Source organism: Kribbella sp. NPDC051936 (assembly GCF_040680955.1).
In the GTDB taxonomy this organism is placed as follows: Bacteria; Actinomycetota; Actinomycetes; order Propionibacteriales; family Kribbellaceae; genus Kribbella.
On sequence record NZ_JBFAXS010000006.1, the window covers coordinates 1 to 25,421 of the forward strand.

22 protein-coding genes and 1 riboswitch are annotated in these 25,421 nt (G+C 69.8%); of the genes, 10 read left to right on the top strand and 12 right to left on the bottom strand.

Features of this window, described 5'->3' with window-relative positions:
- Nucleotides 1–110: 110 nt before the first annotated feature.
- Nucleotides 111–1,541: an aminopeptidase P family protein gene (locus AB0L64_RS21070; protein ID WP_363712392.1), complete on the top strand. Its 1,431-nt coding sequence runs from the start codon at nucleotides 111–113 to the stop codon at nucleotides 1,539–1,541.
- Between the two features lie 183 nt (nucleotides 1,542–1,724).
- The gene (locus AB0L64_RS21075) at nucleotides 1,725–1,952 is read left to right on the top strand and encodes a hypothetical protein (RefSeq protein WP_363712394.1); all 228 of its coding nucleotides are present in this window, start codon (nucleotides 1,725–1,727) and stop codon (nucleotides 1,950–1,952) included.
- A 4-nt stretch (nucleotides 1,953–1,956) separates the two neighbouring features.
- Here the strand turns inward: AB0L64_RS21075 and AB0L64_RS21080 are convergent, their stop codons facing one another.
- On the bottom strand, nucleotides 1,957–3,375 hold the full coding sequence (locus AB0L64_RS21080; RefSeq protein ID WP_363712396.1) for an alpha/beta fold hydrolase: 1,419 nt from the start codon (nucleotides 3,373–3,375) through the stop codon (nucleotides 1,957–1,959).
- A gap of 97 nt (nucleotides 3,376–3,472) precedes the next feature.
- Between AB0L64_RS21080 and AB0L64_RS21085 the strand changes: the two genes are divergently transcribed.
- Complete coding sequence (locus AB0L64_RS21085) at nucleotides 3,473–3,826, top strand: DUF3817 domain-containing protein (protein WP_363712398.1); 354 nt, start codon at nucleotides 3,473–3,475, stop codon at nucleotides 3,824–3,826.
- Nucleotides 3,824–3,916, top strand: a riboswitch (glycine riboswitch). It overlaps the preceding gene by 3 nt.
- 79 nt (nucleotides 3,917–3,995) lie before the next feature.
- Nucleotides 3,996–5,369, top strand: coding sequence for an L-serine ammonia-lyase (locus tag AB0L64_RS21090; protein ID WP_363712400.1), 1,374 nt, complete (start codon nucleotides 3,996–3,998; stop codon nucleotides 5,367–5,369).
- A 19-nt stretch (nucleotides 5,370–5,388) separates the two neighbouring features.
- Here AB0L64_RS21090 and AB0L64_RS21095 read toward each other — a convergent pair whose 3' ends face one another.
- Nucleotides 5,389–6,081: an SDR family NAD(P)-dependent oxidoreductase gene (locus tag AB0L64_RS21095; protein WP_363712402.1), complete on the bottom strand. Its 693-nt coding sequence runs from the start codon at nucleotides 6,079–6,081 to the stop codon at nucleotides 5,389–5,391.
- Nucleotides 6,082–6,184: 103 nt separating this feature from the next.
- On the opposite strand from AB0L64_RS21095, the gene AB0L64_RS21100 reads away from it, so the two are divergent.
- Nucleotides 6,185–7,015, top strand: a complete 831-nt coding sequence (locus tag AB0L64_RS21100) for a helix-turn-helix transcriptional regulator (RefSeq protein ID WP_363712404.1) — start codon at nucleotides 6,185–6,187, stop codon at nucleotides 7,013–7,015.
- On the opposite strand, the gene AB0L64_RS21105 is transcribed toward AB0L64_RS21100, so the two are convergent.
- Complete coding sequence (locus tag AB0L64_RS21105) at nucleotides 7,008–7,685, bottom strand: alpha/beta hydrolase (RefSeq protein WP_363712406.1); 678 nt, start codon at nucleotides 7,683–7,685, stop codon at nucleotides 7,008–7,010. The two genes, AB0L64_RS21100 and AB0L64_RS21105, sit on opposite strands and share 8 nt — an antisense overlap.
- Before the next feature lie 188 nt (nucleotides 7,686–7,873).
- Between AB0L64_RS21105 and AB0L64_RS21110 the strand changes: the two genes are divergently transcribed.
- Complete coding sequence (locus tag AB0L64_RS21110; RefSeq protein WP_363712408.1) at nucleotides 7,874–8,512, top strand: hypothetical protein; 639 nt, start codon at nucleotides 7,874–7,876, stop codon at nucleotides 8,510–8,512.
- Nucleotides 8,513–8,515: 3 nt separating this feature from the next.
- On the opposite strand, the gene AB0L64_RS21115 is transcribed toward AB0L64_RS21110, so the two are convergent.
- Both AB0L64_RS21115 and lysX read right to left on the bottom strand, forming a co-directional pair.
- Nucleotides 8,516–9,433 (bottom strand): hypothetical protein, encoded by a 918-nt coding sequence (locus AB0L64_RS21115; RefSeq protein ID WP_363712410.1) that lies wholly within the window; start codon nucleotides 9,431–9,433, stop codon nucleotides 8,516–8,518.
- A 48-nt stretch (nucleotides 9,434–9,481) separates the two neighbouring features.
- Entirely contained in the window at nucleotides 9,482–12,838 is a 3,357-nt protein-coding gene (gene lysX / locus AB0L64_RS21120; protein ID WP_363712412.1) for a bifunctional lysylphosphatidylglycerol synthetase/lysine--tRNA ligase LysX, read from the bottom strand.
- A 108-nt stretch (nucleotides 12,839–12,946) separates the two neighbouring features.
- On the opposite strand from lysX, the gene AB0L64_RS21125 reads away from it, so the two are divergent.
- The gene (locus AB0L64_RS21125; RefSeq protein WP_363712414.1) at nucleotides 12,947–13,621 is read left to right on the top strand and encodes a DUF998 domain-containing protein; all 675 of its coding nucleotides are present in this window, start codon (nucleotides 12,947–12,949) and stop codon (nucleotides 13,619–13,621) included.
- Nucleotides 13,618–14,379: an alpha/beta hydrolase gene (locus tag AB0L64_RS21130; protein ID WP_363712416.1), complete on the top strand. Its 762-nt coding sequence runs from the start codon at nucleotides 13,618–13,620 to the stop codon at nucleotides 14,377–14,379. The genes AB0L64_RS21125 and AB0L64_RS21130 overlap by 4 nt, the downstream gene beginning before the upstream one ends.
- Here AB0L64_RS21130 and AB0L64_RS21135 read toward each other — a convergent pair.
- Nucleotides 14,376–14,660: a hypothetical protein gene (locus AB0L64_RS21135; RefSeq protein WP_363712417.1), complete on the bottom strand. Its 285-nt coding sequence runs from the start codon at nucleotides 14,658–14,660 to the stop codon at nucleotides 14,376–14,378. The two genes, AB0L64_RS21130 and AB0L64_RS21135, sit on opposite strands and share 4 nt — an antisense overlap.
- A 121-nt stretch (nucleotides 14,661–14,781) precedes the next feature.
- Here AB0L64_RS21135 and AB0L64_RS21140 point away from each other — a divergent pair, with 121 nt between their 5' ends.
- The gene (locus AB0L64_RS21140; protein WP_363712419.1) at nucleotides 14,782–15,057 is read left to right on the top strand and encodes a hypothetical protein; all 276 of its coding nucleotides are present in this window, start codon (nucleotides 14,782–14,784) and stop codon (nucleotides 15,055–15,057) included.
- Here AB0L64_RS21140 and AB0L64_RS21145 read toward each other — a convergent pair.
- The 3 genes from AB0L64_RS21145 to AB0L64_RS21155 all read right to left on the bottom strand — a co-directional run bounded on the left by AB0L64_RS21145 (nucleotide 15,050) and on the right by AB0L64_RS21155 (nucleotide 19,694).
- Nucleotides 15,050–16,279, bottom strand: coding sequence for an ROK family transcriptional regulator (locus AB0L64_RS21145; protein WP_359931707.1), 1,230 nt, complete (start codon nucleotides 16,277–16,279; stop codon nucleotides 15,050–15,052). The genes AB0L64_RS21140 and AB0L64_RS21145 overlap by 8 nt on opposite strands.
- A gap of 164 nt (nucleotides 16,280–16,443) precedes the next feature.
- Nucleotides 16,444–19,365 carry an AAA family ATPase gene (locus AB0L64_RS21150; RefSeq protein WP_363712421.1) on the bottom strand — a complete coding sequence of 974 codons (2,922 nt, stop codon included), beginning with the start codon at nucleotides 19,363–19,365 and terminating at the stop codon, nucleotides 16,444–16,446.
- A 50-nt stretch (nucleotides 19,366–19,415) separates the two neighbouring features.
- Nucleotides 19,416–19,694: a LuxR C-terminal-related transcriptional regulator gene (locus tag AB0L64_RS21155; RefSeq protein ID WP_363712423.1), complete on the bottom strand. Its 279-nt coding sequence runs from the start codon at nucleotides 19,692–19,694 to the stop codon at nucleotides 19,416–19,418.
- Nucleotides 19,695–19,889: 195 nt separating this feature from the next.
- Between AB0L64_RS21155 and AB0L64_RS21160 the strand changes: the two genes are divergently transcribed.
- Nucleotides 19,890–21,350 (top strand): NAD-dependent succinate-semialdehyde dehydrogenase, encoded by a 1,461-nt coding sequence (locus AB0L64_RS21160; RefSeq protein ID WP_363712425.1) that lies wholly within the window; start codon nucleotides 19,890–19,892, stop codon nucleotides 21,348–21,350.
- On the opposite strand, the gene AB0L64_RS21165 is transcribed toward AB0L64_RS21160, so the two are convergent.
- The 3 genes from AB0L64_RS21165 to AB0L64_RS21175 form a co-directional block, all read right to left on the bottom strand.
- Nucleotides 21,337–22,008: a polysaccharide deacetylase family protein gene (locus AB0L64_RS21165; RefSeq protein WP_363712427.1), complete on the bottom strand. Its 672-nt coding sequence runs from the start codon at nucleotides 22,006–22,008 to the stop codon at nucleotides 21,337–21,339. The two genes, AB0L64_RS21160 and AB0L64_RS21165, sit on opposite strands and share 14 nt — an antisense overlap.
- Nucleotides 22,009–22,206: 198 nt before the next feature.
- On the bottom strand, nucleotides 22,207–22,812 hold the full coding sequence (locus AB0L64_RS21170) for a 3D domain-containing protein (RefSeq protein WP_363712429.1): 606 nt from the start codon (nucleotides 22,810–22,812) through the stop codon (nucleotides 22,207–22,209).
- A gap of 83 nt (nucleotides 22,813–22,895) precedes the next feature.
- Nucleotides 22,896–25,340, bottom strand: a complete 2,445-nt coding sequence (locus tag AB0L64_RS21175; RefSeq protein ID WP_363712431.1) for a glycoside hydrolase family 2 protein — start codon at nucleotides 25,338–25,340, stop codon at nucleotides 22,896–22,898.
- Between the last annotated feature and the right edge of the window lie 81 nt (nucleotides 25,341–25,421).

The window sequence follows — 25,421 nt, forward strand, 5'->3', positions numbered from 1 at the left end:
GCCAGCTCGGTCGCGGTCAGTGGCCCGCTGAGCGACAGCAGCTCGACGCGACGGCGCTGAGCCACCACCCACGCCCTTGACACCGACAGCTGTAAAGGGGAGCTCAGCTCATGACCGATGACGCCCGGACCGACCAGACGCCGAAGTCCTACCGCCCGATCGACGCCAAGGGGTTCCGGGAGTTCATCTCTCGCGGCTGGGGGCCGGTGGACCGCTCGGTGACGGTGCCGGAGGGGCTCGCCGAGGCGGCCGCGGAGCATCGGCGCAAGCTCGCCGCCGCGCTGCCGGGACGCCGGATCGCCCTCGCGGCCGGCCGGGCGCCGGTCCGGTCGAACGACACCGACTACCAGTTCCGCGCCGACAGCGACTTCGTCTGGCTGACCGGGTGCCAGGCCGAAGGCGCCGTCCTGGTCATCTCCGGGGACGGCGACGCGACGCTCTACCTGCGCGAGACGGCCGGCCCGGACGAGGCCGACTTCTTCGCGAACGCGCGCGACGGCGAGCTGTGGATCGGCCCGGTGCCGGGCCTGAAGGACTGGTCGGACGCGCTGCAGATCGCCTGCCGCCCGCTCGAGGAACTGCCCGCGGCGGTGCGTGGCGCGGTCCCGTTCATGCTGTCGGTGCCGGGTGTCGAGCCGATGCTGGACGCCTTGGTGCGGACCTCGCCGACCGACGGCAACGCGTTGCGACAGACACTCGCCGAGCTGCGCCGGATCAAGGACGACTGGGAGCTCGACCAGCTGCGCGAAGCGGTCGCGGCCAGCGTGCTCGCGTTCGGTGACGTGGCGCGGGAGCTGCCGGAGGCGATCCGTGGCGGCGGCGAGCGCTGGCTGCAGGGCACCTTCGACCGCCGCGCGCGGACCGCGGGCAACGGCGTCGGCTACGCGTCGATCGTTGCCGCTGGCAAGCACGCTCCGGTGCTGCACTGGGTCCGCAACGACGGCCCGGTGAACGAGGGCGACGTGATCCTGCTGGACGCCGGCGTCGAGACCCGCACCCTCTACACCGCGGACGTGACCCGCACGTTCCCCGCCACCGGCGAGTTCACGGCCGCCCAGCGGCAGGTGCACGACCTGGTGCACAAGGCGCAGCTCGCGTCGCTCGAGGCCGTCAAGGTCGGTGCGCCGTACCGCGCCTTCCAGTACGAGGCGCTCCGGGTGCTGGCCGAAGGCCTGCGTGACTGGGGCCTGCTGGACGCGTCGATCGACGAGTTGCTCGGCCCGGACGGGCAGCAGCACCGGCGGTACATCGTCTGCGGGACCGGGCACTACATCGGCCTCGACGTGCACGACTGCGACGCGTCCCGGCCGGAGGCGTACTTCGCCGGCACCATCGAGGCCGGGATGGCGCTCGCGGTCGAGCCGGGCCTGTACTTCCACCCGAACGACGAGACCGTCCCGCCGGAGCTGCGCGGTATCGGCATCCGGATCGAGGACAACGTCGTGGTCCACTCCGACCGCCTGGAGATCCTCACCGAGGACCTGCCGATCACCACCGACGGTCTCGAACAGTGGACCCGATCGCACCTCGCGGCGAAGTAATCAAAATTACTCGTTACGGCCAGTAACGTTCGCCGCGGGAGCCCCGATGTAGAAGGCGGGGGAGGGTCGAACTCGGCCGGCGTGTGGGAGTGGGGGGCCTCTGATCACACGCCAGGCCGAGTCGGTCCTGGACTGGGGCCAAAAGGGGGAACCCAGGATCCCTGGGTACGGGGGAGTTACATCATGAACCTGCGTGTGCGAGTAGTGAACTGCGGCAGCCGGCACTGGTACGCCGACATCGACGACGCCGACGATCCGCAACCGGACGACCCGTTCTGGTACGTCGACAACTGCCGGACCCAGGCGCAGGCGCTGGACAGCGCCTGCACCGAGCTCCGGCTGATGTCGGGGCGACTGGTCCGCGGCGATCACCTGGACAGGGTCCTCGAAGTGACCGGCGTGCCGGTCTGACCCACTACCCCACCGGGGGTACGGCGGCGCAGCTGCTGCCACGCTCGGGTACGTCCTTCGCGATCAGGTAGTCGTCGACTGTGCTCTGCATGCACGGGCTCTTCGTGTAGCTGCCGTGCCCCCAGCCCTGGTAGGTCAACAGTACGCCGTTCCGCCCGAGCTGGCGCTCCACGCTCTGTGCGAACGAGTAGCCGGTCGCCGGGTCGTGGATCGCGTTGGCGAGCAGTACCGGTGTCTTGAGCCCACGTACCTTCAGTTGGTGCTGCGGGTTGTTCGCGGGCGGAGAGCCGAGACAGATCGACACTGCCATGAGCTGACCGGGATAGCGCAGGTCCTGGTTGTTGCGGGCGAGCCGCTGCAGGTGTGCGGCGTACTCGCGGTAGTCCCGGACCGGCAGGTTCCAGTCCTGGCAGAAAACGGCCAGCGGGTACGCACCGGTCTGCGTGGGCTTCGGGGGAGTCACACCGGCCTTCAGCAGCTCGGCCAGTGCAGCCCACTTCGGTTCGTAGAGCGCACGGAACACCGAGTAGCTCAAGGTGAACGGATCCGGCGACGTGGCCAGCAGGTCCGCCCAGCGCGCGTGGATGTCGGTGCCGTGCAGTGCACAGCTCGTCGTCGCGTCGCACCACTTCACGAACTCGTCGAACGAGTCCTGTCCCGCGGACGCCTGCTCGTCCAGGAAGTCACGCGTCGGGGCGGAGCTGTGGTCGATGACGCTCTCCAGCACCATCGCGCGGACGCGGTGCGGGTACGTCTCGGCGTACTGCGCTCCGAGCAGGGTCCCGTACGAGCTGCCGTGGAACGAGATCGTGGACTCGCCGAGCGCCCGCCGTACGGCGTCGACGTCGCGCACCGTCTGCCAGGTGTCGATGTGGTCGTACAGCGGGCCGGTGTGTTCACGGCAGTCCGCTGCGAGCTGCCGGTTGTAGTTGATGGTGGCGGTGAACTCGGCCGCGCTCCTGATGATCGGCGACGGCTGCTTGTTCAGCAGGTCGGCGGAGCACTTCACCGGGTTGCTGCGTGCCACACCGCGCGGGTCGAAGCTGACGATGTCGAAGCGGTCCTGCAGGTCCGTGCTGAACCGGTTGATCCCCGTCTTGATCCGGTCGACCCCGGAATCACCCGGGCCGCCCGGGCCGAACACGAGCACCCCGACCCGCTCGCTCGGCTCCGATGCCTTTCTCCGGGCCAGTGCGAGGCCGAAGGTGGGCCCGCCCGGGTTCCGCCAGTCGACAGGCAGTTGCAGGGTCGCGCACTGCGAGCCCTCCACCACCGCGGGATCGTCCTTGCCCTCAGGTTTGCAGTCGGCCCAGTGCAGCGGCGGGCTGGTCGCCGAGGCGGAGGCGGAGGCGGTGGCCGTCAGCCCGGCGCCGGCGACACCGAGTACTAGCGCGCCGGCCAGGGCGCGTCGGATGAACGTCATGCCGACGATCCTTCGGGCAATCGCTTGCTGGCGGCATCGGGGAGGAGCCCCGGATGACCCCGATCACGGCTTGGGGGCCTTGTTAGGGTCGGTCGTGATGAGTACCAAACATGCGGCGTGGTTCCGGACGGTGGCGATCGCCGAGGCGATCTCGTGGACCGGACTGCTGATCGGGATGCTGTTCAAGTACGTGCTGTCCGACAACGAGATCGGGGTCAAGATCTTCGGGCCGATCCACGGCGGCATCTTCGTCATCTACGTGGTCACCGTGCTCGCCGTACGCGGGCCGTTGCGCTGGTCCTGGCCGGTGACGCTGGCCGCGCTGGCGGCAAGCGTTCCTCCGTTGTTCACCTGGTTCTTCGAGATCTGGGCGGTCCGCACCGGCCGGATTGACGTGGCCCGGCGGACCCCCGTACCGTCCACAGCATCAGCAAACTCAACAGCCGCATGAACCCGTGCGGGAGAGACCCGGACACGAACCGGGCGCCGTAGGAGCAACTCTCCCCAAGAATCTCTCAGGCACCTTCACCGCGCGGGCGAGGCACCTCTGGAAGGCATCCGCCTGACAGAGCGGGGAGGACACCAAACGGTCAACGGCGACCGGAAGGAACCTCCACACGATGGCGATCAGCGTCTTCGACCTGTTCAGTATCGGGATCGGCCCGTCGAGCTCCCACACCGTGGGACCGATGCGCGCCGCCCGGACCTTCGCGCTCGGCCTCGCCGACGACGGCCTGCTGGCCGCGACGGCGACCGTCGAGGCCCAGCTCTTCGGCTCACTCGGCGCCACCGGGCACGGCCACGGCAGCAACAAGGCCGTCCTGCTCGGGCTCGAGGGGGCCGACCCGGAGACCGTGGTCACGCACTCGGTCGACGCCCGCGTCGAGACGATCCACGAACGCGGCCGGATCCTGCTGGCCGGCACTCACGAGATCGCGTTCGACGAGAACACCGACCTGCTGATGCACCGCCGCAAGGCCCTCCCGTACCACCCGAACGGGATGATCTTCGTGGCGCGCGACGCGGCCGGCGCGGTGCTGCGGGAGCGCACCTACTACTCGGTCGGCGGCGGGTTCGTCGTCGACGAGAACGCCGCCGCGGGGGACCGGATCGTACCGGACACCACCCCGCTGAAGTACCCGTTCACGACCGGTGCCGAGCTGCTCGACCGGTGCCGGGAGTCGCAGCTGTCGATCAGCGAGGTGATGCTCGCGAACGAGCTCGCCTGGCGGACCGAGGACGAGGTCCGCGACGGCCTGCTGCACATCTGGCAGGTGATGCAGGACTGCGTCCGCGAGGGCTGCGAGACCGAGGGCATCCTGCCCGGCGGGCTCAAGGTGCCGCGCCGGGCGCACGCGCTGCACAAGAAGCTCAGCCAGGACCCGTGGTCGGTCGACCCGCTCAAGGTGATGGACTGGGTGAACCTGTTCGCGCTCGCCGTCAACGAGCAGAACGCCTCCGGCGGCCGGATCGTCACCGCGCCGACCAACGGCGCCGCCGGCATCATCCCGGCCGTCCTGCACTACTACCGGCGCTTCGTGCCCGGGGCGACCGAGGACGGCGCGGTCCGGTTTCTGCTGACGGCCGGCGCGATCGGCGTGCTCTACAAGGAGAACGCGTCGATCTCCGGCGCCGAGGTCGGCTGCCAGGGCGAGGTCGGGTCCGCCTGCTCGATGGCCGCGGCCGGTCTCTGCGAGGTCCTCGGCGGCACGCCGCAGCAGGTCGAGAACGCGGCCGAGATCGCGATGGAGCACAACCTCGGCCTGACCTGCGACCCGGTCGGCGGGCTGGTGCAGATCCCGTGCATCGAGCGGAACGCGATGGCCTCGGTGAAGGCGATCAACGCGGCCCGGATGGCGATGCACGGCGACGGCGTGCACGTGGTCACCCTCGACAAGGTCATCAAGACCATGCGCGAGACCGGCGCGGACATGAAGATCAAGTACAAGGAGACCTCCCGCGGCGGTCTCGCCGTCAACGTCATCGAGTGCTGACCCGGTGATCACCCCTTGATCACCAGGGGATGGTTCCGTGCAGGCTCAGGTACTCCGCGGTCGGCCCGTCCTTGTCGATCATGGCGAGCCGGACGATGATGTCCGCGCCCTCCTCGACGGTCTGGTAGCCGGTGCGGCCGTTGAAGTCGGTCGCGGTGTAGCCCGGGTCGACGCTGTTGATCCGCAGGTTCGGCAGTTGCTTCGCGTACTGCACCGTCAGCATGTTGAGCGCCGCCTTCGAGGCGCCGTACGCCGGGGCCGGCACCCACACCGGCACCGTGTCGATCGCGTCCGCCTGCACCGCGGCGGCGATCGAGCCGAGACCGCTGGACACGTTCACGATCACCGGGTTGGCGCTGCGCTCGAGCAGCGGCAGGAACCGGTGGATCATCCGCACCGGCCCGTAGACGTTCAGGTCGAACACCTGATGGAACTCGTCCGCCGTCAGGTCCCGGGCCTCCTTGAACGGACCGGGGATGCCGGCGTTGTTGATCAGTACGTCGAGCTCGGTGAGCTGTTCCGCGGCGGCGTCGACCGATTCGTCGCTGGTGACGTCCAGCGGGAGGTAGTGGGCGCCGAGTTCGTCCGCGGCCTGCTTGCCGCGCTGGGGATCCCGGGCGCCGACGTACACGGTGTGGCCGGCTTCGACCAGCCGGCGGGCGGTTTCGTATCCGAGGCCTCGGTTGGCCCCGGTGATGAGTGTCGTGGTCATGGCTCCACCCTCGCGCCGGCGTTCCGGGGCAGGTAGTACCCGCGATGTCCTAGGGAATGGCAGTACCAGGCTGATCAGCCGCCGGCCCGGGATACTGGAGGACATGGGCGAGCTCGGCAGGACGTTGCACGCGTGGCGTGATCGCGTGACGCCGTCGGAAGTCGGCCTGCCGTCCGGTGGGAAGCGCCGGGCGCCGGGGCTGCGGCGCGAGGAGCTGGCGCAGCTCGCCGGGTTGTCGGTCGACTATGTGGTGCGGCTGGAGCAGGGCCGGTCGGAGTCGCCGTCCGTCCAGGTGCTGACCGCGCTGGCCCGGGCGCTGCGGCTGTCCGATGCCGAGCGCAACCATCTGTTCGTGCTCGCGGGCGAGGTCGAGCCGTCGCCCGGACGCATCTCGGCGTACATCCCGCCGGGGGTGCAGCGGATCGTCGACCAGTTGGAAGGCGCACCGTTGTGCGTCTGCGACGCCGCCTGGACAATCATCACCTGGAACCCGCTGTTCGCGGCCATGATCGGCGATCCGTCGACGTGGCAAGGCCGGTGGCGGAACATCATCTACCTGCATTTCGCCGGCTCGGGCGACCGCGTCGTGCAGACCGCCGACCAGCAGCGGGACTTCCGGGTCGCAATGGTCACCGACCTGCGCGCCTCCCTCGCCCGCTACCCGCACGACCCGCAGCTCACTGCGCTGATCGAGGAGCTCCGGACCGGGTACGACGAGTTTGCGCGGCTGTGGGACCAGCCCGTCGTCGGTTTCCACCAGACCGAGCGCAAGACCATCCGGCATCCCGACGTCGGCACCTTCGACATCGACTGCGACGTGCTCGCCGTGCCGGGCAGCGACCTGCGCATCGTCGTCTACACGGCCGCGCCCAACAGCGAAGCCGCCGAGAAGCTCCGCCTGCTGTCGGTGATCGGCCTGCAGGCGCTCACCTGAGCAGCGCCGCCACCGCCTGGGGGTCCTCGACCTGGGCGTTGTGCCCGAGGCCGGGCAGCGTGACGACCTGGTCGTGCAGGGCGTGCAACTCGGCGTCGCTGTTCATCGGGTCCCGCTCGCCGCGCGCGAGCACCACCTCGGCCTGACTCGCCGCGATGAGCGCGGGCATGTCAGGCGCGCCGACACCGAAGGTCCCGGGATCCAGGGCGAGACGCCAGCGGCCGTCGTCCTCCAGCAGACCGTGGTCCACGACGGCGTCGGCCGGGTCCACGAGTCCTTGGAGGCCGGAGACCCTGAGGAATCGCGCGGCTGCCTCGTCGCGGCTCTCGAACCACGCGACCGGCTTCTGCGCCAGCGCGTTCGCCCGCCCGAGGTCGTCGGCCGTCCAGCTCACTTTCACTCCGAGCGCGACGACCCGGCTCACCGTGACGTCGTACCGCCCGCTCGCCAGCTCGAGTGCGATCACGCCGCCGAGCGAATGACCGAGCACGACGACGCCCCGGCGTACCGGAAGATCTGCGGCGATTGCCGCGGCCATGGCGGCGAAGGTGTACGACGGGAGCGCGGCGGCCGAGCCGTGGCCGGGGAGGTCGGGAGCGTACTCGGCATCCGGCCAGGCGTCCCAGACCCGGCCGTTGGCTCCCAGACCGTGCAGCAGCACCAGATTCATGAGAGCAGGTTGGCAGAGGAAAACGGCTGGTGTGGTGCAGATCGGCGCGTTGTCAGCTAACGCACCGCATTCCTACGAATGCGTAAGTGGTTCAGAATTACTAGACTATTGAGTTTCTCCGTGGAATTTCTTCCACCTACTGTTTGAAACTACTCGTCAACCGATACCCTCCGGGACTTGTGAATCCAATGTCTGCCACGGCTTCCCGCCGTCCGCCCTGGCAGAACCCGCGACGTCGCCGCCAGGTCGCAGCCGGCGCCGGCCTGCTGCTGTTCTGCTACCTCGCGCTGGTTCTCGTCGCCCTGCTCGGCGGCCCGCGGATCGGTGCGGGCTTCCTGCCGTTGCCCGGCGGCGGACCCGAGCCGGCCGCGCCGATCGCCGGCCCACAGCCGGGCGAGCCCACGCAGAACGTCGCCGTGCTCCCGCCCCACACCAGCACGACCCCGGCCGCCACGCCCGGCGTCACGCCGACCGCGGTGCCGACGCCGTTGCCGAGCGCAACCAAGACGGGCGAGGTCCAGGTGCCGGTCGGTCTCAGCACGCCGTACCCCACGCCCGCCGAGGGCACGCCGACGCCGCAGATCGTGCAGACCACCGAGCCGACCATCCCGGTCGCGACGAAACGGCCGCCGACAGTACCGACCGCGCCGCCGTCCACCGACCCGACCACGACGCCGACCAGCCGTCCGAGCACGTCGACGAGCCCGACGGCATCCCCGACCAGCACCACGCCGAGCACTCCGCCGTCGACACCTGACAACCCCGACCAGCCCGCCGGGGGCCTCGGCGGCATCCTCGGCCACCTGCTCGACAAGCTCGGCCTCTAAGACCTAGTACGCCTCGACCTCGGTGGTGTCGGCGTTGCCGCCCGGCCGGGGCTGGAGATTGACCTGCCAGGCCTGGTTCTTGCCGAAGGTCTGGTCGAACTTCTTGAACGTGCAGTCCGCGAGGAACCTGCGGTGGTCGGCGTCCCAGTCCGTGCCGCTCTTGAAGTACAGGCGGTACGCGCCGGAGATCCGGTTCACGGTCGCCGACTGGGTCGCCCGGAGGTAGACCATCACCTGTGGACTACCGGGTGGCTGCCCGTCGCCGACGATCGAGATCGCCACGTCTTTCGACGTACCGTTGGTGATCTTGAGGCGGCCGATTCCGCTCGCACCCCGCCGTACCAGCACGTCGCCGTTGTCGGGCCGTGTCTGTTCCGGCGCCGGACCCGGATCAGGGAGCGTCTTGCCGAACGTCAGCCGGAGTCGCTGCAACTGCACGAGCGCGGTGCCGAGGTCGGTGCGCAGCTGTCGCTGCACCTTCTGCGAGGTGTACGCGGCGCCGCCGCAGCGTGCGTCCTCCTCGGTCTTCTGCACCGAACTCGTCAACCGCGTCGCGGCCACCCCGATGCGTTCCTGCAGCAGGTCGTGGGCGCCGGTCAGCCGGGACGTCACCGTCAGCGCGGCGAGCCGGACCGCGATCGTGTTGAGTGACTCCGCGAGTGTGCTCATAGCCTCGCTCAGGGCCTCGGCTGTCCGCACCCGGGTCAGCGCTCGCGCCGGACCGGCCAGCACCTGGTCGATGCGGGTCAGCTCGGCCTGGTAAGCCGCCGTATCCAACGGACCGGCGGTCGGTACCGATGACGCCGGCGCGGGCACGGCGCTGTTGGAAGCCGACGTGCCAGGGCTCGGCGCGGCCTCCGGCTTCCCGCCGCAGCCCGCAACCAGGCACACCCCGATACCGAGCGCAAGCCAGCGCTTCATCCCCACCCCCAGGGTCTCCCCAACCCGTGAGCTGTCCAGGGTAAGGCATCAGTCCCGTGGTGCGGGACGGACGAACGGAAACGCCAGCGTGCTGCGGATGTTCTGGCCGGTCAGCATCATCATCACCCGGTCGACGCCGATGCCCAGACCGCCGGTCGGCGGCATCGCGTACTCCAGTGCCGACAGGAAATCCTCGTCCAGCGACATCGCCTCGGGATCGCCCGCGGCGGCCTTCAGGGACTGCTCGGTGAGGCGGCGACGTTGCTCGACGGGGTCGACGAGTTCGGAGTACGCCGTGCCGATCTCGGCGCCGAACGCGACCAGGTCCCAGCGTTCGGCGAGACGCGGATTCGTGCGGTGGTTACGGGTCAGCGGCGACGTCTCGAGCGGGAAGTCGGTGTAGAACGTCGGCAGCGTCGTGGTCGGCTCGACGAGTTCGTCGTACAGCTCGAGCACGAGTTCGCCGGCCGACATCTCGAAGGTCGTGTGGACGTTGTGCTCCGCACACAGCTCGCGGAGCCGTTCGACCGGTGTCTCCGAGTCGATCGCCGTACCCACCGCCCGGCCGACCGCGTCGTGGACCGTGACAACCGGCCACTCCCCGGAGATGTCGATCTCCTCGCCGTCGCGGCGGACGACGGGCTTGCCGTACACCGCGGTGGCGGCCTCGATCAGCAGCTCGCGGGTGAGCTCGCGCATCACGTGATAGTCGGCGTACGGCTGGTAGGCCTCGACCGAGGTGAACTCCGGGTTGTGCGTCGCGTCCGCGCCCTCGTTGCGGAAGTTCCGGTTCAGCTCGAAGACCTTGCCCATCCCGCCGACGCTCAGCCGCTTCAGGAACAGCTCCGGCGCGATCCGCAGGAACAGTTCGGTGTCGTAGGCGTTGATGTGCGTGACGAACGGCCGCGCGTTCGCGCCGCCGTGCACCGCCTGCAGCATCGGCGTCTCCACCTCGATGAACCCGCGGTTCTCGAACCCGTTGCGCAGCGCGCGGACGGCGGCGCTGCGCTGCTGCATCATCCGCAGCGAGTCCGGGTTCATCACCAGGTCGAGGTGCCGCTGCCGGACCCGCGCCTCGGGGTCGGTGAACCCCTTCCGCTTGTCCGGCAACGGGTGCAGGCACTTCGCCGCCATCACCCAGTCCGTCGCCGCGACCGACAGCTCACCGCGGCGGCTGGTGACGACCTCGCCGGTCACGCTCACGTGGTCGCCGATGTCGACGAGCCGCCGCCACCGGTCCAGCGGTACGTCGCCGCACGCCGCGGCGGTGAGCATCACCTGCAGCTGGGTGAGCCCGTCCTGCAACTGGGCGAACGCGAGGCCGCCGTGGTTCCGCATCCGCAGCACGCGGCCGGTCACGGACACGGTGTGGCCGGTGTGGTGGTCCGGCGGCAGGTTCGGGTACCGCTCCCGGACCTGCTCCAGGGTCTCCGTCCGCGGCACCTCGACCGGGTACGGGTCGATGCCCGCGGCAACGAGCTCGGCGAGCTTCGTCCGGCGGATCTGCTCCTGTTCGGTGAACTTGCGGGTCGGCAGCGCCGGCCGCAGCAACTCCTCTTCCTGTTCGTGGACGGCGGTCGCGAACGCGCGGCCGTCCGCGGCCATGATCGCGTGCCGCTCGGCCGTCTCGACGCTGTCGACGCGGGTCCACGGCCGCGGCGCGGGCAGGAAGCCCTCCGCGGTACCGGCCGCGAACACGACCTGCGCGAGCGACGCACCACGCGAGTAACACATCAGCCGCGGCGACCAGCGCGGCAGGTACTTCTCGTTCGACTGGTACAGGCTCTCCAGCTGCCAGAAGCGGGAACCGGCGGTCAGCAACGCGCTCGTGAGCCGCAGCACCGGCCCGGCGCCGACCCGCTCGGCATCGCTGAAGATCTCCCGGAACATCGCGAAATTCAGCGAGATCCGGTGCACGCCGAGATCGACGCAGGCGTCGACCAGCGACGTCACCATGAACTCCATCAAGCCGTTCACGGATTCGGGATCGCGCCGCATCAGGTCCAGCGACACGCCCCGGACACCCCACGGAGCGAACGAGAGCAGCCCGCGGACGGCGCCTTCGGCGTCCCGTGCGATCACCATCACGCAGCGCGCGTCGGCCGGATCGCCGAGCCTGCCCAGCGCCATCGAGAACCCGCGCTCGGTCCGGGCCCCGCGCCACTGCTCGGCGAGCTGGACGTACTGCGTCAAGGCCTCGGGCGACAGGTCCCCGTGCCGCACGACCTCGGCGTGGTACCCGGCCCGCTGGACCCGCGTCACCGCCTGCCGCACAGGCCGCATCGTCCGGCCTTCGAGCGTGAAGTCCGCGACGTCGATGATCGCCTCGTCGCCCATCGACAACGCGCGCAGCCCGGCGTCGACGTACGCCTGGGCGGCCTCCTCGCTCGCCGACAGGACGGCCGGCGACCAGCCGTACCGGCGGGCCTCGGTCAGCCAGCTCTGGATCGCCGCGGGCCAGGCGACCGGGTCGCCCAGCGGATCCCCGCTGGCCAGGCTGACGCCGTTCACCACCCGGTAGGCGATCGCGGCGTCGTTGCCCGGTGCGAACACGACGGCCTTGTCGCGGCGCGTCGCGAAGTACCCGAGCGAGTCCCGCTCGCCGTGCAGCAGGAGCAGGCGCCGTACCTCGAGTTCCTCGGGCTGGGTCAGGTACCGCACGCGCTGGACCGAGCGGAGGAAGATCCAGAACGCGATCACCAGCGAGGCCGCCGAGATCGCGCCGACGGTCAGGCCGATCCAGCCGTGGCCCTCGTGCCCGCCCATCTTGCTGCGGGACTGACCGAGCGCGGCGATCACGGCCCAGCCGATCTTCTGCCGCTGCCCGACGAGCGTGCGCGGGAAGAGCTGCGTGAGCGTGATGCTGACCGCGATCGAGATCAGCATGCCGAACACCAGCGCGCCGATCGCGAGCCGCCGGCTGCCGGGCGCCAGCCGGGCCGGGAAGGCGCCCCGGATCTTCCACAGCAGAACGACGATCGCGGCCACCACGATCGCCTGGACGATGCCCCATTCCAGATCCTGGACACTGGCCGGACCGAAGTCGCGCAGCAGCTCCGCGTCGGTCGGGTTGGCGAGGCGGACGCTGGTGAACGCGATCCCGGCGACCTGGGCGAGGAACCAGAGCGCCTCGAAGACCCACAGCACCCAGAGCAGTGCGGCTCGCTTCCCGCGCAGCAACGCGCTGCCGACCACCGCGAGGTAGACCGCGGAGAAGATCGTGTGCCCGGCCGGGATCCCGACGAAGTCGAACGCGAAGTCGACGTGCTTGACGAGCTTCGGGGCGGCGACGTGCAACGGGATGGCGATGAACGACCACACCGAGGCAAGCACGACGACGCGGCCCACCCAGACCGCGGCCCGGTGCTGCCACGCCGGGATCACTGCTGCTTGTTCCGACCGCACCAGCCGATCATCCCACTAGTTCGCTGTGACTTCGGTCGACCTAGCACTACCTCGACAGTACAGCTGACGCCACAGTCAATACTTAGGTTGACATGACACGGTGTAGCCATGCCCGCCCTTCCCTACCGCCTCATCCGCAACCTAATGCTCGCTGCCGGTGTGCTGTACTGCAGCCTGCTGCTGGAGGCGGCGGCCGGCTTTCCGCTCGACGTCCAGCACTCGTTCCTCAGTGAGCTGGGCGCGCGGGACCAGCCCACGAGCTTGTACGCACGGGTTATGGACTTGGCGACGGGCGTGTTGCTGCTGGTCGCCGTAGTGCTGGCCAGACCGGCAGCACGGTTCCGGTGGGAGGTGACCGGTCTGCTGACCAGTACGGCGGTCTTCGGCCTCGGCACACTGTTCGACTCGTTCTCGCCGATGGACTGCGCACCGTCCGCCAGTGCCGCGTGCCGGGCAGCTGAGGCGAACGGCCAGGTCGGGGTGGCGCTGGTGCTCCACGAGGTGACCTCGACACTCGCAGGCCTCGGCAGCATCGCCATGGGCGTCTTCGCGGTCCTGGTCCTCCGCCGGTCCGGCTGGGGCGGAGCCCGAGGCAAGGCGGTCGGGGTACTCGCTCTTGGGGTCGTTGTGACGCAGACCTGGCTCGGCTTGCAGACCGGCTACGACGTGGTCACCGGCAACGACCTGCACGCCCCCGGCATCCTCCAACGCGTAGCGATCCTGCTCGTCTGCGTAATGCTGGGGACATTGCTACCAGGTCTGAGGCACGCTTTACCTCGATGACCGTGACGTGGATCGTGGTGCCTGGCCTGGCTGAGACTCCGGAGGAGTTCGGTCGGGTGGTGGAGTTGTTGCCGGGGGAGGACGTGCGCGTCATCGATCCGTGGCGGACGCCGATCTCGTCCGGCGTGGACGCGTTGCGCGCGGCCGCCGGCGTACAGCCTGACGCGGAGATCGGGCTGGTCGGGCACTCGATCGGTGGACTGGCCGTCCTGCGGTGGGCGCTGACGCGGCCGTACGAGGTGACCAGGTTGGTGCTGGTCGACAGCAGTCTCACCTCGGAGACGGGGCTGCGCGCGTTCTACCCCGGGAAGCGCGGGGACCGGGCCGTGCGGGCGGCGGCGCGGTTCCTCGGGCGGGTCGGCGTACCGCGGTTGCTCGGTCCCGCGCTCCGGCGGCTGATCGTACGGCTCGGCAGCATGTCCAACCATGACCTGTTGTCAAAGGCAACGGCCAGGGCAAGGTACGGCGGGGAGAGTTCGTGGCTGCTGTTCTGGGACGAACTGGCCGGCAGCTGGGAGCTTGCCGCCGAGGTCGCCAAACTGGTCGCTGATCCGGTGGACCCCATCGCACCCACAACCGTGCTGGTGGCAACCGGCGGCACCTCCCGCTTCACCGCCAAGCGCTGGCTGGCCGGCCAACAACGCCTGGCCGACCGCCTGGGCGGAACAGTCGAGGTCCTCCCCAACTCAGCCCACCTCGTCCACCTGGACCGCCCCGACGCCATAGCCACCGCGGTCTCCAGACGTTTGCCGGGCTAGATCGACTCCAGGCTTGGGCTACAGTCTCCGGCGCCTCCACCGAGGCCCGTGCGGGTGCCGGTCCGGCTGGAGTGCGTCGTCAGGCCGGGCGCCCACTCCTCCACGGTGGCGAACAGCCGTATCGCCAGCTTTTCCAGTTCGGCCCGCGAATAGCGGACCGATTGGAACTCAACGGTGAAGCCTCTGGCCGTCAAGCTCTGCGCTGTGGTCAGAACCGACGCTTTCACAACTTCGACGATTGACGATGTCTCGTCGAGAGCGCCGACCAGCCTGACGGTCAACCGCTTGCTGTACGCGTGGGTCAGCGCTTCCTCTTTCGCTCTGGGGTTGGGGTGGCGTACGCTGAATCCACTGAAACAGTCGTGGCAGTAATTTTCTGTAGTGGGTGTGCACAATGAGTGAGTGGATACCGGCAAGCCTGCGGTGGAAGTGGTGGCTGGACGACGTGCAGGCGCACTGGCGCCGGATCCACCGTCTGTATCTGAACCGCGCCTACGGCTGGCGAGCGCGATGATCGTCATCACCTGTGCGGCGTGTGACCGGCGCATGTTGCTGCCGATGAGTATGGTGACGGGCCTGGACCGCCGGGTGGATCTGGCGGGGCAGGTGTTGTACGAGCTCGCTTACACCTGCTGGTGCGGCGCGCCCGGTACCAAGCTGGTGAAGGGGCCTAAGTAGTGCTGGTCATCGCCGGTGTCGGGAGTTTGCGCTGCCAGACCTCGTCGAGGGCCATGCGCATCGCGCCGGTCACCACTGCGTCCTCGGCCAGCGCGGAGAGCTCCAGCTTCGGGTGGTTGAGAGTCAGCAGCCGCAGCTGGTCCGAGATGGCGTCCAGCAGTACGGCGCCGGCGCGGGCGACACCGCCGCCGATCACGACGGCCGTCGGGTCCAGCACGAGGACAGACGGGGCCAACGCACGCGCGAACGCCCGAGCGACCTGCTGTACGACGGCCTGCGCCACCGGGTCCCGCTCCGCCGCCGCGGCGAACACGTCTGCGGTGTCGAGCTGCTCGCCGCCGAGCTCGGCCAGTCGCGACTGCGGGTTGTCCAGCGCGGCCTGACGACCCAGCGCCGCGATCGCCTCGGAGCCGACCGCGCGTTCCAGCGGGCCGCGGCTGTCGTCGGGGTTGATCACGTCGTCGGGGTCGGTGGCGATGAAGCCGATCTCGCCTGCCGCGCCGGTGCCGCGGTGCAGCCGGCCGTCGATCACGATGCCGGCGCCGAGGCGCTCACCCCACTGCACCGCCAGCAGGGTGCCGGTCCCGCCGCGCGCGGCCGCGATCGCCAGCGCGGCCAGGTTGGCGTCGTTGTCCAGCATGACCGGGCAGTCGAGCAGGCCGCGGACGTGCTTGATCAGGTCGATCGCCGACCAGCCCGGCACGCTCGGGACCAGCTGGACCCGGCCGGTGTGCTCGTCCACGATGCCCGGGCTCGCCGCCACCGCGGCGGCGATGTCCTCGGCCGGTACCTCGGCCTCCGCGAGCGCCTCGTTGATCACCTCGCTGATGACCCCGAGGAGTTCCTGCGCGGTCCAGCCGGGCCCGGAGCGCCGTACCAGCGACAGCTTGCGGCCGGCCAGGTCGGAGACGCCGACGGTGACCCGGTGCGGGCCGACGTCGAGCCCGAGCACGGGAGCGGCGCGCCCGCGCAGAGAGACCCGAATGGCGGGGCGGCCGAGCGAGCGGTCCGCGGAGTCGGGGCCGTGCTGCTGCAGCCAGCCGGCGTCGAGCAGCTCGTCGACGGCCTGGGCGACCGTCGGCCTCGCCAGTCCGGTGCGCTCGACCAGTTCGGCGACGCGCAGCGGCGCGGGCGCGGATCGGCGGACCGCATCCAGGACCGAGGCGACGTTGATCCGCCGCAGCATCGTCGTGCCGCCGCCGCCGACCGTTCCCTTGCTCATGTCCGACCCCTTGCCTGCCACTCGCACAGTATAGATAGCGAGCGTTCGTAAATACTGTCCATTGCGCGCGCCGACTGGCGGACACCGGTGCGTGAGTCGACAACTATCACCCGAGAGGTCCCGGAGCGTCCTGCACACGCATCCGTGCCCGGAATCGGCACTGTTCAGTTCCGAAGAACGCTCCGGACGAAACTGCTCAGCGCGTCGCGGTCCGGTTGCTGTGTCTTCGTGAGCAGACCGGCCACGTGCTTCTCGACGGTTCGCGGCGAGATGTGCAGCCGGGCTGCGATCGCCTTGTTGCCGATCCGGTCCAGGAGCAATCGGCACACCTCGTACTCGCGTGCGGTGACGCCCAGCTGGCGCAGCGATGCCGGTACGTGTTCGGAACCGCTCCGCCGCTGCGGCACCGTCGCACCGAACTGCCGCAGCAGACCGCGGCAGGCGCTGGCCACCGCCGGGATGCCGGCGTTGTGGAAGTACTCCTCGGCCTGCCGCAACCACCCGACCGGTTCACCCCACCCGTCGGCGTGGGCGGGCTCCGCGACCAGCCGCAGACCCAGCTGACTCGCCATCGGGTACAGCGAGGCGGTATCGACCGCGGCGAGCACAGCGGTGTTGGCCGCGTCGACCTGTCCGTCCCGTCCGAGCAGTACGGCATGCGCCAGCTGCACGTACTGCTTGTTCCACCGCATCCCACTCGCGGCCGTCGCGGTCACCGTCTTGAACTGCGCCCAGCCGCTCCGGCCGGACAGTACGTCCAGCAGCAGCCCCAGACCGTTCTTGCCCACCATGTGCAGCGTGGTCGGGTTCTGCGCGTCGTACTCGAGCGCCTGTGCCATGTCGGCTTCAGCCAGCTCGCGGTCCTCCTCCAGCAGCGCGCAGAACGTCCTCGCCAGACCGTAGGAGTACGGCAGCTCGTACGACGCCCGCTCGCCGCCCCAGTTCGCGGCCTCGGCGAGGGCCGCCTCCATCGCGGACCGTCGGCCCTGGTGGGCTTCCAGCATCGCCTTGGTGGCCAGGAAGTACGTCGCCGAGCGGCCGACCCGCAGCCGCCGGGTGACCTCGAGACACTCGTCGATGATCTCGGCGGCCCGCGCGTACTCGGACCGCAGGACCGCCTGCTGCCCGAGGATGCCGTCGATTTCGTACGCCAGCGGCATCGCCCCGACCCGCAGGGCCTGCTGCCGGGCGTGCTCCAGCTCGCGGACACTGCCGTCGGCCAGGCAGATCGTGCCCGCCTGGAAGATGTGCGAGCAGACGCGCTGGAATGCCAGCGAGTGATCCTCGGCCACCTGGCGTGCGCGGTGGAAATAAGCGATCGACTGGTCCAGGTCGTGCTCCCGGGCCAGGATCCCCAGCAGGTCCAGGGCCTCGCAGGCCACCTCGGGCAGCTTGGCACGCTCCGCGGCCGCGACGGCCCGGGTGGCCAGTGCGGCGGCGGCCTCGATCCGATCGGGGTTCGCCCGGGCCAGTTCGAGGTTTGCCGCGACGACGTCGACCGGTGCGAGATCGGCATCGTCCGCCTCGGGGCCGAGCAGCGAGCGGGCGGTCGCCACGTGCGTCAGCGCGTCCGCCCAGCGGCCGGCGATCATCTCGGCGTTCGCCAGCTGGACGTGCAGCGCGGCCACCTTGCGACTGTCGAGGTGACGGTCCGCGAGCTCGTCGACCGTCTCCGCGTGTGTGGTGAGGTGCTCCAGCCGGCCGGTTGCGCTGAGGGCGAGCAGCAGTGAGCTGAGGGCGTCGGCCCGGTCGACGACGTCGGAATCCGCGAGCAGGGCGTTCGCGCGGTCCAGCAGATTGATCGCCGAGCCGGCCGACCCGTCGTCGAACGACCGACGCCCCGCGAGCGCGAACAGTCGCCCGGCGCGGCCGCGGTCCCCGCTCGTCTCGGCGAGCTCCGCGACCATCGGACACCACTCGCCGGGCAGTCCGGGGTACAGCTCCTCGACCGCGTCCGCACAGCGCCGGGCCAGCGCCGACCCTTCCGTCGGCGTCAGACCGGTCACCAACGCGTCGGCGGTGAGCGGATGCCGGAACGCGTACCAGTCCGGCGCCGGCTCGTCCGGCTCGACCAGCTGCGCCGCCGTGCCGGCCCGGAGCGTTGTCAGGAGCAAGCGCTCGTCCACCCTGGCGGCCTTGCGTACGACGCTCAACGGGAACCGGTGCCCGATGACAGCAGCCAGCAGCAGGATGTTCTGCGACTGCGGCCCGAGCTGCGCCGTCCTGCTGTTGACGCTGCGCACTACCGCGTCCGGCACGTTCCCGCGCAGGTCATCGGCCACCTGCACGCGGCCGTCCGGGCTTGTCACGAGCTGGCCGGAGCGGGCCGCCTCCTGCAGTAGTTCCTCAACGACAAAAGGGCTTCCGGCGCTGTCCTGCCACAACTGATCGACAAGTCGCTCCGGTACGTCGTCAACCGGAACCTCTAGGCAGCCTGCGGCAAGCTCAGCCACGTCATGGCGCTGGAGAGGCGGTAACGCGACCAGTCTTGCCGCGCCACGCTGTGCCGACGAGCTGGCCAGCTCGTACGCCGGACAGACCTCGTCCCGCGTCGTCGCGACCAGCGCGATCGGCTGCCCATCCAGGTTGTCGAGCAGGTACTCGATGACCGCCAGCGTCTCCGGGTCGGCACCGTGCAGGTCCTCCAGGACCAGCAGACAGCCGCGGTCCTTCCCGACGAGCGCGAGCAGCCGCAGTACGGCCTCGCCGAGCAGGACCGGCGAAGCCGAGGTGTCGTGCGACGTACCGTCGTCCCAGTCCGGGACGAGACGCCCCAGCACGCGCCGGTACGGTCCGAGAGCTTCGCTCGCGGGCATCCCGTCGCGCCGCACCAACGACAGCAGCGCCTCGGTGAACGGCCGGAACGCGATCATCGTGCCGATCGCGCCGACCCGGCCACGCAGGACCGCCATACCGTCGTCGAGTGCGCGGGAGGTGGCCGTAGCGGCCAGCCGGCTCTTGCCGATCCCGGGCTCGCCGGCCAGGAAGACCGCGCCGCCACGCCCGCCGCGAGCATCGGCCAGCAGCCGGTGAAGACCGTCGATCTCCCGGCGTCTGCCGACCACCGCGGGCGAACGGGGCTGCATGGCAGCCAACTGTAACGACGGCGCCTCGGCGCCGCAGGTCAGGACATGGCTCAGCCGTAGCGGCGGGTCAGCAAACAGCCGGCCTGGAAGCGGGACCTGGCGCCGAGCGCGGCCACCATCGCGCTGATCTCGGCCCGCACGGTCCGCAGCGACAGACCGAGCTCGCGGGCCACCGCGGCGTCCTTCAGGCCGGTGGACATCAGGCGGCCGATCGCGATCTGACGGCTGGTCAGCTCCGCGGCCTGGTCCGGGCGGTGCGCGTCGAGCTCGTACACCTCGCAGTCGGACTCCGCCGCGAGGCTGTCCTGGCGCACCGCTGAGTTGAGCACGCTGACAGGTTGCCAGCCAGGGCGACGGCGCGCATGGGGGATCGGCACCCACATTTGTGCGGGAGCCGGGAGCCAGGCCGTGGCCGCTGCTACTCGGCCACGGAGTGAGCCCTCGGCTGTGGCGAGCGTACCTCTCGGGGCGCTCATCCGGACCGCCTAATCTGGGTACTGCCCGACTAGGTGAAAGGCAGGCTCATGTCACGAGAGCGGGAAGTCGTCGAGGCGTGTCCGACCGAGCTGTTCATCGGCGGCAAGTGGGTGGCGGCCGAGAACGGCAAGACCCTGACCGTCGAGGACCCCTCCACGGGTACGGCGCTCTGCGACGTGGCCGACGCGAGTCCGGCCGACGGCAAGGCCGCGCTGGACGCCGCCGTGGCCGCGCAGGCCGACTGGGCCGCGACGCCGCCACGGGAGCGCGGCGAGATCCTCCGCCGTACCTATGAGCTGATGACCGAGCGGGCCGACGACCTCGCGTTGCTGATGACGCTCGAGATGGGCAAACCGGTCGCCGAGTCCAAGGGCGAGATCGCCTACGCGGCCGAGTTCTTCCGCTGGTTCGCCGAGGAAGCGGTCCGGATCGACGGCGGCTACCAGATCGCGCCGAACGGCTCCGGCCGGTTCCTGGTGATGCGCCAGCCGGTCGGTCCGTGCCTGCTGATCACGCCGTGGAACTTCCCGGCGGCGATGGGCGCCCGCAAGATCGGCCCGGCGGTCGCGGCGGGCTGCACGATGGTGATCAAGCCGGCCGCGCAGACGCCGCTGTCGATGCTCAAGCTGGCCGAGCTGATGACCGAGGCCGGGCTCCCGGCCGGCGTGCTCAACGTCGTGACCACCCACGACGCAGGTGGTGTGATGGAGCCGCTGATCCGCGACGGCCGCGCCCGCAAGCTCTCGTTCACGGGATCGACGGCGGTCGGGCGTGCGCTGCTCGAGCAGGCGTCCGAGCAGGTGCTGCGGACCAGCATGGAGCTCGGCGGGAACGCTCCGCTGCTGGTGTTCGAGGACGCCGACCTCGACAAGGCCGTCGACGGCGCGATGCTGGCCAAGATGCGCAACGGCGGCGAGGCCTGTACGGCGGCCAACCGGATCTACGTGCAGTCGTCGGTGATGGACGAGTTCGCGACCCGGATGACCGAGCGGATGTCCCGGCTGAAGGTCGGGCGCGGCACCGAGGACGGCGTCGACGTCGGCCCGCTGATCGACGGCAAGCAGCGCGACAAGGTGGCCGACCTGGTCGCCGACGCGATCGCGCAGGGCGCCCGCGCGCTCACCGGCGGAGCGGTTGCTGACGGCAACGGGTACTTCTTCCAGCCGACGGTGCTGGCCGACGTACCGCGGAGTGCCCGGCTGCAGCGGGAGGAGATCTTCGGGCCGGTCGCGCCGCTGACCGCGTTCGAGACCGAGGACGAGGCCGTGCGGATGGCGAACGACACGGAGTTCGGCCTGGTGTCCTACCTGTTCACCAAGGACCTGAGCCGCGCCCTCCGCGTCTCCGAACGCCTCGAGGCCGGGATGATCGGCCTCAACCAGGGCATCGTCTCCAACCCCGCCGCCCCCTTCGGCGGCGTCAAACAATCCGGCCTCGGCCGCGAAGGCGGCACCGTCGGCATCGACGAATACCTGGAAACCAAGTACGTCGCAGTCAACGTCGACTGACGAGCTGGGTGACGGTGACGAGTTCGTAGCCGCGGGCGCGGAGTTCTCGGACGATCGGGCCGACGGCTTGGGCGGTGTAGGGCGCGTTGTCGCCGCCGTGCATGTGGAGGACGACGATCGAGCCGCTCTGGACGTGGTCGAGAACCTGTTTGATGATCGGCTGCGGGGACTTGGCGAAGCCGTCGGCGCCTGGCACGTCCAGGCCGACTGCCGTGACGCCGGCCGGGGCCAGTTCGTGCAGTGCGGTGGTGTCGTAGCAGCCGCCGGGGAACCGGAACCACCTTGTCGCGTGCGGATCCAGCTGGTCCAGCTGTACGACGGCGCGCTGTACGTCGGTCAGCATTTGCGCACGCGGCACGGTCCCCAACGTGTAGCAATGCTTGGTGAAACCACGGTGGTCGTAGGTGTGTGTCCCCAACTCGAACAGCGGGTCCCTGGCGAGCTCCTTCACCACCTGCGGGTACTGCTCCATCCACATCCCCGTCAGGAACATGGTCGCCGGGACATGCAGCGCCCGGAGCGCGTCGATCAGCGCCTTGTTGTAGTACGACTTGACCTGCCCCGACACCAGCCGTCGCCGCATGAGTGCGGTCAGATCGGCGTCGAAGGTCAACGCGACCCGCTTTCGGTCCCGCGGCCCGTGGTCGAGCACGGGCATCAGCTTGACGTTGCTTGAGGCACCTGGTCTGGCGTGCACCGGTGCAAGCGTGGGGCGAACCGTGTGTACCGGTGCATCAGGAGCACGCGTCTGTGGTGTCTCAGTGACGACTCCGGCGGTCGGTGTGGTGTCGCTGCATCCGGCAACAGTCAGCAGCAACGCACCGACCGCAACGCGTTTCCCCCAGGTCACAAAGGATCATTCTACGGTCAGCGTGAGGCGCTGGATGCCCCAGTTGTCCGCGTCCGGCCCAGGCGGGAACCAGACGTCGACGATGTCGTCCTTGATCCAGCTGCCGATGTCCGTCGCGTAGCAGTGCCCGTAGTCGGCGACGTACAGCCGGGTATCCCACGGGATGATCCGCGCGTCCGCTGCGCAAATCCCGGTGCCGGCGTTGTAGCCGAGCGCGGTCTGCACGACGTCGTTGTATGCCGACACGCGATAGTTCAGCGTGGTCCCGACCGGCACCCGGTACACCGCCAAGCGGTTCGAGGAGTCCAGCCGGTACGACGTGCTGATCTGGCCGATCGACGACGCGGCTATGTCCTCGGCCGTCATCGCGTACACCTGGTAGTGCGCGCCGTCGCACGGGCTCGTGTCGGTGACCTGCAGCGTCGGCTGACCCCAGTCGCTGATCCACTGCAGCGCCTGCCCGTTCCGGAACGCCCGGTACGCCTTCGCGCCGGCCACCCGGCTGAACGTGAACGTCACCTTCCCGTCCGCGCCGAGGCCGCCGTCGATCCCCCTCGGTGCGGGCAGCCGGCCGCTGACGTCGTACGGCGGCGAGAGCGCGCATGACGGCAAGACCTCCGAGGTGGGGCGGGACCAAGGGGTTTCACCTCCAAGTAGCGGTCCCGCCCGACCATTAGTCAAGGTCTCGACGTAAGTCAGTTCAGCAGATCGTTCACCGATCGCAGCACCGGTACGGCGACCTCGGCCGGAGCGTCGGCGCCGGTGACGTGGAACGTGTGGCGCTCGCCCGCGGACAGCGTGACGAGGCACGAGTCCACCCGCGCTGCCGCGTCCAGCCGGTCCGGGAACAGCGCCAGGTCCTTCGCCAGAGCGGTCGCGCTGACCGTCACGTCGTACCCGCCCTCGGTCGGCGTGACCGTGGCCGTGTACGCGTCACCCGCGAGCTGCAGCTCGGTGTCCTCGACGAAGTACCAGTACGCCGTGACGCCGTCCGCGCCGCGCACCTCGAGGTACTCGGCGGCAGGCGTCTCGGCGACCGCGACCGACGACGGCAGCTCGTTCACCACCGCGGAGCGGGCCGCGATCTCCACCGCGAACGTCTCCCGGGCGAGCACCTCGTCGCCGAGCGTCGACCGCCGCGTGACGGTGACCTCGGTCGACCACACCGCGTCGGTGTCGTTGTGTGCGGCAACGATCAGGCCGTCCTTCCGGGGCTGAACGGTCAGCAGCCGGTCGGCGTACACGCGCTTCAATGCGTACCACAACGGCTTGCGGATCCCGTGCCCGTCAACGGCTGCCCACGAGACCACCGGCCAGTTGTCGTTGAGCTGCCAGACAACTGCCCCCGTGTTCAACGGGAACAGCGAGCGGAAGTGCTCGATGCCATAGGCAACAGCGCGCGCCTGGTTCAGCTGCGTCGTCCAGTGCCAGTCGTCGATGTCCTTCCAGGCCGGGAGGTGGTCGCCGAGACCGCGCTCCAGCTTGAGATTGCCCTCGAACGCCTTCTGGTGCACCAGCATCTGCGAACCGTAGGGATCCAGCGGCACGTCGTGCACCACCGACGTCAGCGTCGACCAGGCCGGCGGCCCCTGGAACCCGAACTCCGACACGAACCGCGGCTTGTACTTGCGGTACGTCGTGTAGTCCACCTGGTTCCAGACGTCCCAGATGTGCATGGTGCCGTGCCGGTCGTCGTTCGGGTGGATGAACTGGTCGAACGAGTACGGGCTACCGGCCGCGTACGGCGTCCGCGGGTCGAGTTCCGCGACCACGCGGGGCAGCAGGTCGAGGTAGTACCCGGCGCCCCACGGCCGGCCGGCCAGCGGGACCCGCCAGCCCCACTCGACGTACCCCCAGATGTTCTCGTTGTTGCCGTTCCAGACCGCGAGGCTGGCGTGCCGGCTCAGCCGCGTGACGGCCTCGCGAGCCTCCGCCTCGACCTCGCTCCGCAGCGGCTCGTCCTCCGAGTATGCCGCGCACGCGAACAGGAAGTCCTGCCAGACCAGGATGCCGAGCTCGTCGCAGACGTCGTAGAACAGCTCGCTCTCGTAGATCCCGCCGCCCCAGACGCGCAGCATGTTCATCCCCGCGTCGACCGCATCCTCGACGCTGGTCCGGTACGTGTCGGCGTTCAGGCGGGTGACGAATGCGTCGTCGGGGATCCAGTTCGCGCCGCGCACATAGATCGGCTTGCCGTTCACCGACAACACGAACGGCGTACCGTCGTTGTCCGGGGCAACGTTCACGGTGACGTTCCGGAAGCCGACGCGAGCGTGCCAGTCGTCGTCGTTCAGCGTCACGGTCACGTCGTACAGCGGCTGTTCGCCGTACCCGCGCGGCCACCAGACATCCACGTCGGCGACCGTGCTGACCAGCTCCACGGTGTCGGTGCCGGGCTTGACGGTTGCCGACTGCTGCGTGCCGCCGACCTCGACCGTCACGGTGGCCTCACCGGCAGTGTCGTCGGCCCAGGCCAGTTCGACGTGCGTCGTGAGCACGCCGTCCGAACCGTCCACCCGGGCGAGCGGCCGGACCGAGGAGATCCGGACATCGGACCAGGACTCGATCCGGATCGGGCGCCAGATGCCGGCCGTGGCGACGTCAGGTCCCCAGTCCCAGCCGAAGTTCGACGCCATCTTCCGTAGCTCGTTGTACGGGTGCAGGTTGGTATGCGGCCAGCTGCCGACCTTCGCGCGCTCCGCCTCGGCCGCCGTCACCGGTCCCTCGAACTCGACCGTCAGCTCGTTGTCCCCGGCCACCAGGACGCCGGTGACGTCGAACCGGTACGAGCGGTGCTGGTTCGCGGTCCGGCCGAGTTCCTGGCCGTTCAGCGTCACCGTCGCGACCGTGTCCAGCCCCTCGGCCACCAACTCCTGCCGGTCGTTGCCGTCAGCAACCCAGGAAAACGTTGTCTGGAACGCCCAGCGGGTCCGGCCGATCCAGTGCAGCTGCGACTCGTTGTCGCCGTCGAACGGGTCCGGGATCTCGCCGGCCGCGAGCAGGTCGGTGTGCACCTCGCCCGGCACGGTCGCGGCGACGGCGCGGCTGATCAGGCCGTCGGGCGCCGGCCCCTCGACGGCGTGCACCGTCCAGGCAGTACCACCCTCGGTGGTCAGGTCGAAGGTCTTGAGTGATGTCACAGTCGGGCTCCGAGTCGCGGGCGGAAGTAGGTGAACCGGTTTAGTAGAACCGCGCTGCTCCCGCCAGGCACGGAAGCAGGG